This window comes from Symmachiella dynata (assembly GCF_007747995.1).
In the GTDB taxonomy this organism is placed as follows: Bacteria; Planctomycetota; Planctomycetia; order Planctomycetales; family Planctomycetaceae; genus Symmachiella; species Symmachiella dynata.
This window is the reverse complement of sequence record NZ_CP036276.1, coordinates 2,157,502-2,170,188: the sequence shown is the minus strand read 5'-3', so window position 1 is coordinate 2,170,188 and position 12,687 is coordinate 2,157,502. Positions and strand designations below refer to the sequence as shown.

General features: G+C 55.7%; 8 protein-coding genes. 4 read left to right on the top strand and 4 right to left on the bottom strand.

What is annotated here, in order from left to right:
* Window positions 1-235: 235 nt before the first annotated feature.
* The 4 genes from Mal52_RS08395 to purD all read right to left on the bottom strand — a co-directional run bounded on the left by Mal52_RS08395 (window position 236) and on the right by purD (window position 6,012).
* On the bottom strand, window positions 236-2,392 hold the full coding sequence (locus Mal52_RS08395) for an SO2930 family diheme c-type cytochrome (protein ID WP_145375422.1): 2,157 nt from the start codon (window positions 2,390-2,392) through the stop codon (window positions 236-238).
* The gene (locus Mal52_RS08390) at window positions 2,393-3,802 is read right to left on the bottom strand and encodes a parallel beta-helix domain-containing protein (RefSeq protein WP_145375421.1); all 1,410 of its coding nucleotides are present in this window, start codon (window positions 3,800-3,802) and stop codon (window positions 2,393-2,395) included.
* Between the two features lie 320 nt (window positions 3,803-4,122).
* A complete protein-coding gene (locus Mal52_RS08385; RefSeq protein WP_145375420.1) occupies window positions 4,123-4,689 on the bottom strand; it encodes a DUF456 domain-containing protein in 567 nt (188 codons plus the stop codon).
* Between the two features lie 51 nt (window positions 4,690-4,740).
* On the bottom strand, window positions 4,741-6,012 hold the full coding sequence (purD, locus tag Mal52_RS08380; protein ID WP_145375419.1) for a phosphoribosylamine--glycine ligase: 1,272 nt from the start codon (window positions 6,010-6,012) through the stop codon (window positions 4,741-4,743).
* 244 nt (window positions 6,013-6,256) lie between these two features.
* On the opposite strand from purD, the gene Mal52_RS08375 reads away from it, so the two are divergent.
* The 4 genes from Mal52_RS08375 (at window position 6,257) to Mal52_RS08360 (ending at window position 12,660) form a co-directional block, all read left to right on the top strand.
* Window positions 6,257-7,261, top strand: coding sequence for an FRG domain-containing protein (locus Mal52_RS08375; RefSeq protein ID WP_197534752.1), 1,005 nt, complete (start codon window positions 6,257-6,259; stop codon window positions 7,259-7,261).
* 221 nt (window positions 7,262-7,482) lie between these two features.
* Window positions 7,483-8,508: an aspartate-semialdehyde dehydrogenase gene (locus Mal52_RS08370; protein WP_145375417.1), complete on the top strand. Its 1,026-nt coding sequence runs from the start codon at window positions 7,483-7,485 to the stop codon at window positions 8,506-8,508.
* A gap of 81 nt (window positions 8,509-8,589) precedes the next feature.
* Complete coding sequence (lysA, locus tag Mal52_RS08365) at window positions 8,590-9,867, top strand: diaminopimelate decarboxylase (RefSeq protein ID WP_145375416.1); 1,278 nt, start codon at window positions 8,590-8,592, stop codon at window positions 9,865-9,867.
* Window positions 9,868-10,374: 507 nt separating this feature from the next.
* Complete coding sequence (locus tag Mal52_RS08360) at window positions 10,375-12,660, top strand: HEAT repeat domain-containing protein (RefSeq protein WP_145375415.1); 2,286 nt, start codon at window positions 10,375-10,377, stop codon at window positions 12,658-12,660.
* The last annotated feature ends 27 nt before the right edge of the window (window positions 12,661-12,687 follow it).

Below are 12,687 nucleotides of genomic sequence, written 5' to 3'. Positions count from 1 at the left end.
CACGGATGCAACACCGATTTTCGGCGCGACCCCCCTAATTCCCAAACCGACCGCTTGCGGTCGCATTGTGCGTTCCGCACGTCGCACAAGCCGTGAACGCTCGCCGTCCAGAGAGGAATTTTTAAGAAACCCTCTGTGGCCTCTGTGGCTAATTCCTTTTATCAATACGCGTGCTGCGTATTGGTCCGCAGGGATAATCAATCGTCCCACACCGAAAGGTGCGTCGCGACGCACCCTACAATTGTACCGCTGCGGGGCTTTTGGCGGCGGGGTGGATTTCGCAGCGTAGCGTTTTGTCGTTGCGCTGATCCAGGTCGATCATGAACGTGAGCTCCCGCGTGCCCGGCTCGACGTTCATAGAATCTAGTTGCGCTGGATCGACAGCGACGCCGTCTAACCAGACCCGCAGGCCGTCGGCCGCGTTTAACTTGACGGCGACGTTGCCTGCTTTGGTCACGTCGAACTGGCAGCGTACGATTCTGAGGCTGGATTGCGGAACGGCCATTGCCGATTCCAGTGCCAAGGCGCCGTTTGTGCGGCTATAGGCGGCTTCCCATGTGAGGTCGCGCCGCTCGGGTAAGTCGGCGATAAAGCGATTGGCATCCACGCGGGCGATGTTGCTCGGGAGCGGATCGAGGACCTGCCAACTGCGGATCACTGGGGCGGACGTGACCTCGAATGTGCCCGGTTGCCCTAACTCCATTAGAAAGCGGAGCAGATCGACCACATCCTGTCGTGGCAATGTCGAGACGGCATTGGCCGGCATCAAGGAGACGCCGGCATTACGCTGCGCAATCGAGCTTTGGGGAATGCGAATCTCTGGCCGCGTCAAATCGCGGAGCACCAGTTCGCTATCGTTTTCCTCCAACACAATACCGGCATACGTGTCTCCGCTGTCCGTGATCACGTTCACTGTTTCAAAGCCCTTGGGAATCGCCTTGTTGGGCAGCAGCAGCGCTTCTATCAGATAGTTGAGCGACTTATCTCCCAGCGGTTGCAATAAGTCGGGGCCGAAACGTTCCCCCGCGCCGCCGATGGTGTGGCATTTGAAGCAATTCACGCGTTGGCGATGGAAGACTTCTTCTCCCCGCGCCGCATCCCCCTGCTCCGCGACTTCTTGCGCGAATGTTGCGAGTTGTTCGTCGGTCAGCGTTTCAAATTCGCCGATGCCGTTGCTGACATCGAATCCTTCGGGAACTTGCATCTCCTCGATCCAGCGATGAATGAGCGCGACCGATTCGTCTTCGACTAACGACCGTCCGAATTCCGGCATCGCCATACCGGGGTGAGTTGCCATCAAGCGAAACAACATGATCGATTCGTCCGGATTGCCCGGGACAATATCATATTTGTGTCCGCCCGAACCGCGACCGGCAGCAACGGGTGTTTTGTAGACGCCCAACTTGTAAGGATCGGTCACGCTGGCCAGCAGGTGCAGTCCGGAGTTCCGCGCTGGGCCGGTTGAACTGTGGCAATGGGCGCAATTGATCTCCAGCCAGGCCCGCGCCCGTTCGGCGACCGTTCCGGATTGTTCATCCTTCCAGGCAGCCGACTTGGGTGCCTGCGCCGGGTCGTCCGGAGCGCCGGTTAAAATGCCGGCCTGCGTCCAATGCACCAATTGGTTTTCCGGGCCATCGGGATACTCATAATCCTTGTTCAAATACCGTGCACGCGGCCCGATCGGCTCGAACAATTCACCTGTCGTGTGGCAGCGTTTGCAGTCGTTGGCGTTGGGAACGATGTAGGGGTTTGATCGCTCCTGGCCGTCATAGTGTTTCCAAGAGACATTCACCGTCTCGCCAGCAACTTCAGAGACCGCATCGGTCTGTTCGTCGTTCCACAGATAGGGCACGCCGATCCACCCCGATTCGCGCAACAACAAAATCCGCGTTTCGATCAACCGCCGCCCTTGCGTGGGATCGTTAAAGTCGATGGGGAAGTAAAACGTCTTGGCGATGACCGTGCCCACAGGGAACTCAAAAGCGGTTCCCTCGCGGTATTCGATCTTCTCCCCCTCGGGCAGTTTGATAAAGCGGGACTTCCAAGCATAGTCGGAGAACAGTGCCGAGTTGAGATCGTAGGGCATCACCCCCGCAGCTGGTTTCATTTCCGCCATGGGGCCTTCGAACAGACCATATTCGGACAGATAAGGTTTGGGCCGTTCTCTGCGTTTGCGTTTTTTCTTCTTCGGCGTCTTCTTGACCTCGGCCACCACGGCCGCCGGTTTCGCAGCGACTTTCTCGACCTGCGCAGGCTCTTGGACCTGAGCGCCGGACGGCGGAGGCGTTTGGTTAGACCCGCATCCACCAATCCATGCGATCAGACATCCCCCTACGAGCCATAACCGCCAACGCCCGGCTGCGCTGGCGGAATGTGGTCGAGACGACATCATTTACTTGACTCCTGGGATCGTCACCGGCGGCAACTTGGGCAGCTCGGTTGAGTACGCTTCCAGTTTGAAATCCAGTTCCGGCGGTTGGCCCGACATCAGTTTGGGATAATCGATGTTGGCGAATGTAAAGTCGCCGTTATCACCAATGAAGATCTGCTTTCCTTCGGGAAGTTTTCCATCGACGGTTTTCTTCTCGTCGACCATCCCGTCATAGACAATGTCCGGCAACTTGCCATCCGGGAAAAAGGCAACCACGTCAGCCCACGCCTTCTGTGGATCGTAACCACCCTTTTCGAATTGGTTGTCGTAAACCGAAATTGCTTCGGGATACGGGTCATACCCTGCGTCTTCAAATTTCCGCTGCGTGGTGAAGAAACTGATGATGTAGCAGTTGGTGCTTTTGTGGTTCTTGATCTCATTGCCGAAAATTTCGACTTGATCATTCGCCATCACCGACAACCCGGTTCCCGGAGGCACCGTAGCGACCATGTTGCCGGGAGCGGCGAAATTGTCGTGGTTATTGTCGTAGAGTTTGTTGTTGTAGACGCGGCATTTACTGCCGTTTTTCAGTTTTAGACCAGGCAGAGAAAAAACCAACAACCCGCCCGTATTGTTGGTGGCGACGTTTTCATAAACATCGGCACCGATGCAGTTTTCGATTTCGATGCCGGCCACATTTTTTTCCGCGCGGCAGCGACGGACGATGATGTTCTTCGACTGCCCCACATAGATCCCCGCATCCGAGGCACATTCGGCGACGCAATCTTCGATCAAGATGTTTTCGCTCAACACCGGATACAGACCATAGGCTCCGTTTTCCGCGTGCGGACCATTGGACCACCATGTCTTAACGCGACGCATGGTGAGACCGTGAGCCCCATCGACTTTGATCGCGTCGCCCGGCGTGTCCTGCAGCGTGATATCTTCAATCGTAAAGTCGTCTGCGTTTTTGATTAAAATCCCTTCGCCGCCGGTTCCTTTTTGTTGGTCGGCAAAGTTCAAGATCGTCTTGTCCATCCCCTGCCCGCGGATCGTCACGTGCTTTTTGTCATCCAGTGAAAGCGTCTTGGTCAGATTGAATTCTCCTGCGGCGAATTCGATCACGTCTCCCTCTTCGGCGTAGATCAACGCTTCTTGAGCGGCCTTTTGCGCGTCGGGCCCCGGTTCGATCACGACCACTTCCGCTTCGGACTCCGTTGCCTCATCGGTTGCTTCCGATGCTTCGGTGCCATTGGCGGCCGGAGCAGTCGAATCGTCAACGGCGGCCACGCTGGTTTCGTCCGCTTGCGAATCGCTGCTATCTGAGGCAGCCGCACCCGTGCTCGAAGCAGTTGGCTGTGGTTGTCCACACCCGATCAGAGCTAGGCAACTGCAAAGCGATAGCGCAACACTCCAATGACTGAGTTTCATCTTTTGGCTCTCCGAAGAAAATGGTGAGAAGTGAGTGTGTCCCGTTGAAATGACTGTTGGACGCAACACCTCTACCTACCGGTTGGTAGGTAGATTTCGCGAAATAAACAAACCCCGAACAGGGAAGCTTTCTTCGATTGGCGAGAATATCGCCGGCAAATGGGTCGAAAGTTTTATCTGCAGGCTCAATGCATCAGCACCCGCACGCAAAGACTTTTATTTTTCGATACACATCAGGATACAAGAAATTGCAGCTGCGCCAATGGTATCCGTGCAAACTCCGGCCATATACGGACACAAGCATCCGTTTTAGCTGGTGACTAAAACAAGGCATCGATCGAAACAACGGCAACCATTGCTGCCCCCACGATCAATTTCCCAACTGTTCCCAAAATCCGCCCAATCAGGGCCGCTTTGCTGACAGCTAGCGTTTCGGAATGGTTTTTTTCACCTTTCCACGATTCCCCAAGATAGGCCCCGCAGAATGCGCCCGCAGCACCTCCGCCCAGAGCGGCGACAATCGAACCCACGATGGGAATCGGCACGCCGACAATGGCGCCGGCAATACTGCCGACCGCCGCACCCGCGATGGCGAGAATCATCCCTCGTCGGCTGCCCCCCTCTTTCGCAGCACCGGCGGCACCGGCTACGAATTCGACGAATTCCCCCAGCCCGGCCAAAGCGACCAGTCCAATGACAACCCACCACGACAACCCGTGGGCAGCGGGCGAGTGATAAAACCAGGCAAACGCAGCCGCCAAGGCCACGATCAACCAGTTGCCGGGCATCGTAAAGAGCGTCAATAACCACGCACCAATTGAGGCGAGTATCAACAACACCGCCCAGGTGTAGTAAATGACTTCGGGACTCGGACTGAAGTAGCTCATAGGGACCTCACTTCATGTCCTTCGTCGAGCATGAGAAAATCTTGATTCGCTTCACCGCGCTTTGTCCGAGATGTCATGCCGGCACCAGGCGCCGTCCCAGCGGATGCGTTTGACTGCTTGGTAGGCCTTCAACTTGGCGTCGGCGACGGTGTTGCCCAAAGCCGTTACGCCCAACACACGGCCGCCATTGGTGACGACCTCTTCGCCTTGCAAGGATGTTCCGGCATGAAAAACCTTGGTGTCGGCCAGCTCGGCGGCTGCGTCCAGACCGCGAATCACTCGGCCCTTTTCGTAATCGCCCGGGTACCCTTCGGACGCCATCACCACACAAACGGCCGGACGGTCATCCCATTCCAGAGGGGGAAGTTTGCTCAACTGCCCCTGAGCTCCGGCTAAAAGGATTTCCGCCAAGTCCGTTTTTAGCCTCATCAGCACCGGTTGGGCTTCGGGGTCGCCGAAGCGGACGTTGTACTCCAGCACCTTGGGGCCTTGATTGGTGATCATCAAACCGGCGTATAAAATGCCGCTGAACGCGCAGCCCGACTTCTTCATCGTGTCGACGGTGGGCACGAGGATTTGCGTGATGATTTGATCCATCAATTCCGGCGAAACCAGCGGCGTGGGGCTATAGGCGCCCATACCGCCCGTATTGGGACCTTTATCGTCGTCGTAGGCCGGTTTGTGGTCTTGCGAGGTTTCCAGCGGAATGATCGTGTTGCCGTCGACGATTGCCAGAATACTCACTTCCAAGCCGTCGAGACGTTCTTCGATGACGACGCGGCGACCGGCATCGCCGAATTCGGTTTCCCGCATGATACGGTTGAGTGCGTCGATGGCCTCTTCTTTTTTCGCACAGACCACCACCCCTTTGCCGGCAGCCAGTCCGTCGGCTTTGACGACCAACGGGGTTTCCTCACGGTCATTGATGTAACTTTCCGCTTCGTCAGCCGAATTGAAAACGGCGAATTGGGCGGTCGGCACGGTGGCGCGTTTCATCAACTCCTTTGAGAACGACTTACTCCCCTCCAACTGAGCGGCCGCTTTCGAGGGGCCAAACACCGTCAATCCCGCTGCGCGAAACGCATCGACAATCCCCGCAGTCAACGGCGCTTCGGGGCCGACAACGGTCAGACCAATCTGCTCGGCTTGCGCGAATTGCACCAACCGCGGAATGTCGTCGGAGGAAATATCGATATTGACCGCATCGGCGGCCGTACCGGCATTGCCCGGCGCACAGTAAACTTTGGAGACCGAAGGGGACTGGGACAACTTCCATGCCAGGGCATGCTCCCGTCCTCCTTGGCCGACGACTAAGACTTTCATTGCAAATGATCTTCCGCTGATAACGCGAACTCGAAACTCAAAAATGTTGTCGTAACCGGCAGTATAGCAATCGAGGCGGTAGGACTGAATTCAAATAAAAAGAATCGCAGTAGTTCGCCTTTTTCTGAAATTTGGCCACCCTTTTCCTGAAGACTCTTAGGCGAATCCCTGTAGCAATAGACATTGGAACTGCTTTGAGCGAAAATATTAAGTTGCTCCGACTCACATGAAACGAGACCAAAAAATGACTGAAATGACAGATGATGTGAACCACGATGGCAATGGTCTACGCCTTTCGCAAGAGTCCAATCTCGGCATGTCGACCGGCGTAGCCGTTGAAAAAGAACGCCGAATTTCGACGGCATCAGAGTTTTTGGACCAACTTCGGTTATCACATGAGAACTGGGAAGACTCTAACTCTTGGCTCTTTCGCGGCCAGTCAGATGAAAATTGGGAACTGCTCCCCTTAGCTTGGCGTGAAAACACGCCTCAAGACTCGTTATTTGAAATAGTCAAGAACGAGTTGCGAGAGAAGGTTAATTACAGTAAATCGCGTCAATCACTAGGAGTAGATCCCCTTGCACATTCGGTTTTTCTTAACAACAGCGTTAGGGCAACAGAACACTTACTTCATTGCGCGACTGAGCTGGAAATAGTATACCGGTTCGTAGAAGGCGCAGATGAGCTTGGAATAGCTGTCCCTGATCACAACAAAGTCATCAGCGGAGAGGAATACTTATCTAATCTTTCCCAAGACTGGTGGCCTGAGCCCCCTGTGATCAACGCTGCTGCCGCCCTCGCGCGACACCATGGGCTACCAACGCGTCTTTTAGATTGGACGAGAAACCCCCTTATTGCAGCGTTTTTTGCAATACCGGCCAATGTAAGCAAAAAATCCGACAGCTATCATGATTCTGACGAAAAAAGTTTAGCTGTATGGGCTTTCAGAGATGCCTTAAGAACGAAAACGCAGGTTTTTCGAGCACCACGTAGCCAAAATGCGTTCCTGCATGCACAAGAGGCGGTTTTTGTACACCATACCCTGGCCGACGAACACTTCCTTAGGTCCGGTAACTGGCCCAAAATCCAGGACGTAGATGGACTCGACAATCTATTCAAAATAACTTTGCCCTATTCCGAAGCACCTCAGCTTCTAGATCTGCTACGAAAGGAGCGTATCTCGAAGTCCCGGCTTATGCCAACGCTAGACAATGTTGCCAAGGAGCTTCGTGACCAAAAACCCCGATAGCGTCTCCCGCGCCGCCGATGATTGAATCCACCACCCGAATCGCGATATAGTATCGAATCCCGCACGTTTGTGCTTACTTGCACGCAATTCCCCAGCGACGTCTGTGGCAATCGTGGAAGTCGTGCGCACATCGAGCGGGATTGTTAGGACGTTTCTTTCGTTGAGTTTGAGGCTGTGGGCACTGATTCCCACTGCCGCACAATTTTCAGGAGTATTCAATCGTGTTTGAAAAGGTGGCCTTAATCGGTGTGACCGGTGCTGTAGGCCGGATTATGCTGCGTCTGTTGGAAGAACGTGAATTTCCCGCGAAAAGCTATAAGTTCCTCGCCTCGGCGCGGAGCGCGGGGAAAACGTTGACGTTCAATGGCGGCCAGCACACGATCGAAGAACTCACGCATGATTGTTTCGATGGTTGCGACCTCGTGATCGCCAGCACGCCGGACGACATCGCGGCCGAATACCTGCCTTCGGCGGTCAAAGCAGGCGCGACTGTAATTGACGAGTCGGGTTATTGGCGGATGGATCCCGCTGTGGCGCTGGTGATTCCCGAAGTCAATCCGCAAGCGGCACTGGATGCGACGGGGATTATTGCCAGCCCGAATTGCTCCACAACACAAATGGTGGTCGCCCTCAAAGCCCTGCACGATGCCTCCCCCATCCGCCGCGTGATTGTCAGCACGTATCAAGCGGTCAGCGGTGCCGGCACACAGGGAAGCCTCGATTTGGTAGCCGGTTCCAAGGCGCACCTCGAAGGCGACGACTACGCCTATCAGGCCTTCGCCCACCCAATCGCCTTCAATGCCATTCCGCAGATTGGCAGCGAAAAGTCGGATGGTTATACCAGCGAAGAGCTGAAAATGGTCTACGAAACCCGCAAAATCCTGGGGGACGAGTCGATCCAAATCAATCCCACCTGCGTGCGGATTCCGGTCGCCAATTGCCATAGCGAATCGATTACGGTCGAGACTGAGCGGCCTATTTCCCCCACCGAAGCGCGGGAGTTGTTCGCGAAATTCCCGGGAATCGTTGTGAACGACGATCTCGCCACCGGACAATATCCGCTCCCCTCGAACTGCACCGATCAGGACGAAGTCTTTGTGGGACGTATCCGCCGCGATATTTCGCATGAGAACGGGCTCAGCTTTTGGTGCGTGAGCGACAACCTCCGCAAAGGGGCCGCTACGAATGCGATTCAGATCGCCGAATTGATCGCCGCCCACCGGTTTTCCAAAGCCGGCACGAAATAACGTCGCCTGTTTTTTAGCTGGTTTCCAGACCCGTTTGCGCTATCTTGCGAGCGGGACATCATTTTTTTCTAGCGGGACATCATGGACCATTTTGAATATCGCGACGGCGAACTGTTTTGTGAAGAGGTGCGGATCGCTGATCTAGCGGCTGAGTTTGGGACGCCGCTGTGGGTCTATTCCCAGAATGCGTTGCTGTCGAACCTGCGGGAAATCCAAATCGCATTTGCCGACGCGGAACCGGTGATTTGCTATTCGGTGAAGGCGAATTCTAATCTGAGCATCCTCAAGCTCATGAACGAGGCAGGCAGCAGTTTTGACGTTGTTTCCGGCGGGGAACTGTATCGCGTCCAACAGGCGGGCGGCGATACGACGCGCGTCGCCTTTGCCGGGGTGGGCAAAACCGATGCAGAGATTCGTTTTGGCCTGGAATCGAACATCTTGATGTTCAACGTCGAAAGCGAAGCGGAACTCGACGCGATCGCTGCCGTCGCAGGCGACATGGGCGTCGTGGCTCCGGTGGCACTGCGTTTGAATCCGAATATCGACGCAAAGACACATGCCAAAACAACCACCGGCAAGAAGGGGAACAAGTTCGGCATCGACATCGAGCGGGCCAGCGAGCTAGCGGCTAAGGTGTTGGCCGACGGGCGTTTGTCATTAGTGGGGATCCATATGCACCTGGGTTCGCCGATTTTGACCACCGAGCCTTATGCCATGGCCGTGAAAAAGGGTGTCGAAATCGTCAACGAATTTCGAGCGGCCGGCCATGACACGAATTGGATCAACCTCGGCGGCGGGTTTGGCATCAACTACAAGCAAAACGAAGCCCCACCCGCCAAGGCATTTGCCGACGTGATCGTTCCAGCGATTCGCGAAGCGGGATGCCGTTTGGCACTGGAACCGGGACGGTTCATCTGCGGCAACGCTGGTGTGCTAATCAGCAGCGTGACGTTTACGAAACGTGAAGGGGGCAAGCTGTTCGTGATCCAAGACGCGGCGATGAACGATTTGGTCCGCCCGGCGATGTATGACGCATTTCACCGGATTTGGCCCGTCAAGCCGGCTGTGGAAGCTCCGGACGACTATGAAGGCGAAATCCCCGGCTGCGAGCCAGTCGACGTAGTGGGGCCTGTTTGCGAGTCAGGAGACGTCCTGGCCAAAGCCCGTTGGCTGCCGGAAACGTCGCGCGGCGACTTGATCTGCACGTTCAGTGCCGGGGCTTATGGCACCACGATGAGCAGCAATTACAACTCCCGGCCCCGAGGGGCTGAGGTGATGGTCAGCGGCGGCACACACCGCATAATTCGTCGTCGCGAGACGTATGAGGACCTGGTGGCGAACGAAATGATTGAATCGTAACGAACCCTGTCGAATTGAAGTCAATTACTGGATTTCAGAGGACTTACGGCCAAATGGCTGTAAATATCCGCTAAATCGAGACCATTCGTCGCCAGCGGTCGTGTCGCCACTTTCGACACAACCGGATGCAGTGTCCCAATCACTTTTGGGATGATGCGAAAACGCAACAAGTAGTCAAAGTGCGAATTCGAGGCTTGAGTAACAGGCCAAGTCGTTCGATTTTCCTGTAATAGGGAAAAAATGATTGTTATCTACTCGTAAAACACTTTACCATAGCAATGGTATCTCAAAATATGATGATTGATTTCCGATCGTCTCTTCTCCCCATGGGAGCGTAGGCAGTCGGATTAGAGCACACACTGCCCCCCTGATGTTACCGAAATGATTTCTTCGGTTGGATGAGGCAACGTTTCGCGGAGTGGCCGAATGTCGGTTCCCGTGTTTCGTGAATTGAGTTCACGCCTTGCAGTTTGACCGTCCACGCAGAAGATTGTCGGAGTTGAGTTGATGGCCAACGTGTCACGCCGGTTTGTCGGCACCCTCGTCTTGCTGATGCTTTCGTTCGGCCTTCTTCTGGGAAGCCTGATCGCTCAGGATGCATCTCCAGTGGATGCGGACGCAGCGGCAGCAGCCGAAGCGAAACGGCGAGAAGATTTGCTCAAAACCTCGCCACTTCCGCTGCAGCCCGAGACCGCTCCGGACTTGTTCGAAGCGGCCGTGCTGATGGTCGATCTGGCCCGCCCCCGCTTGGCGCGGCTGTATCTGGACCAATTGATGGAGCTGAAGCCCGATGCTCAGACGCTGTTGGATCTGCGATTGAAGTACGGTCCGGCTGAATTCATGAAGCTGGCCAATATCAAGGAATTACAACCGGTCTCCAGCGATTTGCTGGAGGACGTGAACCGATTGATGGCGGAGCGTACCAGTGATCCCGTGCGCATCCAACAATTGGTCGCTGACTTAGGCGGCACGAATGAGCAGCGACTGCTCGCAGAGCATGAATTGAAAAATGGTGGACAAGCCATCATCGTGCCGCTGCTCAACATGCTGCAGCACAGTCCGACGCCCGAAGAGGAACGCAACATTCTGCATATCTTGGTGCTCTTGGGGCACCGTGCCGAGGCCCCTTTGGTCGCCGCTTTGGATATGCCGGACGACGACATCCGTGCTGGATTGATTTCGGTCCTGGGCCATGTCGGTAGCCGCGAGACGTTGAACCATCTGTGGTATTTCGCCAATTCCCCGAAGGTCCCCGCTGGTGTGAAAGCTGCCGCACGCGACGCGATTGCCCGCATCGTGAAGATGGACGCCGGTCGTTTGGCGGAATCCCCTGTGGAAAGCGTCGTCACGGAATTGAATCGCTTGGCCCGTTTGCATTACCAGCACAAATATGACTGGCTGGTCGACGATGACGGAAACGTCTCGCTGTGGGTCTGGAAACGGGAAGCGGAATCGGTCGTCTTAGTGAAAGTTCCGCCCCGTGTCGCGTCGAACATCGTGGGAAGCAAATTTGCCCGCCAAGCCCTGGCTTTATCCCCGGAACGGCGGGACATTCAAGTCTTATTTTTGAGTATGACACTCGCCGCCGATGGAATGTTGGCCGGCTGGGACAAGCCGCTGCCGACCGGTCCCGGTACAGCACATGACTTGTCATTGGTCGCCGGCGAAGATGTCGTCGCTGACGTCTTGTCGGAAGCTCTCAAAGGGGGCCAAATTGCCAACGCGGTCGCCGCCTTGCGGGTTCTGGGACAAATTGGAACCTTGCGAATGGTCCGTTCGGCCGACGCCGGTCGTTCGCCCGTCTTGGCTGCGTTGAATTACCCCGACACACGCGTGCAATTCGCCGCAGCGGGAACGGTGATGCAACTCGACCCACAAGCCAAATTCCCAGGCGTGGATCGCGTGATCGGCATCTTGTCACGGGCCTTGACCGGACAGGGCAAGCCGGTGGCCTTGGTGATCGATCCCAATTCGGATCGGGCCTCGCAAATGTCCGGATTTCTCAATGAATTGGGCTACGTTCCCCATCTACGTTCCACGGGTCGCGAAGGTTTTCGTTTCGCCTCCGAAAATGCGGATGTCGAACTCGTCTTCATTCACCCCTCGACCGTCAAATGGCCCCTGAGCTCGACACTGACAAACTTCCGTGCGGATTCGCGGACTGCCTCCATTCCGATCGTTTTATATGGGCCGGAAGAATTCGCAGGTCGTATGCACCGCTATGTCGAGGACAACCCGCTGGTCACCTACTTCGGTCTCACCGGAACAACCCAAGGGCTGCAGGCGCAATTGACGCCGTTTTTGAAAAACTTGACGGCTCCGCCGCTCAACGAAGAACAGCGGGCTATCCAAGCCGAAGTGGCTTCGTATTGGCTGGCCCACATTGCCGAAGGGCAGCGGACGAAGATTTACGACCTGCAAGCGGCGGTCCCCTCGCTTTTGGTGGCGGCCCACAATGTTCCGCTCACCGAGAACTGCTTGCTCGCTTTGGGCACGATTGCCTCGCGGGAAGCCCAACAGAAGATGGCCGAGCTATTGCTTGATGAGGGCGTCGAGACGCGCCTACGAGCCACAGCCGCCATTCAGTTGGCCTTCCACATTCAACGTCACGGGCTCGTTGTCAGCAATGAACAGATTGCTCAGATCCACGAAATGTGGGAAACCCCCGGTGACCCGGCGCTGCATACTGCTGTCGGAGCTGTGATCGGTTCGCTGCGACCCAATTCCCGTCTCGTGGGTGAGCGGTTGCAAGAATTCCAAGAGCAACCCGCTTTGGAATTGATCCAACCTTAATCGCCCCACTCGTCTGTAAGTGACATT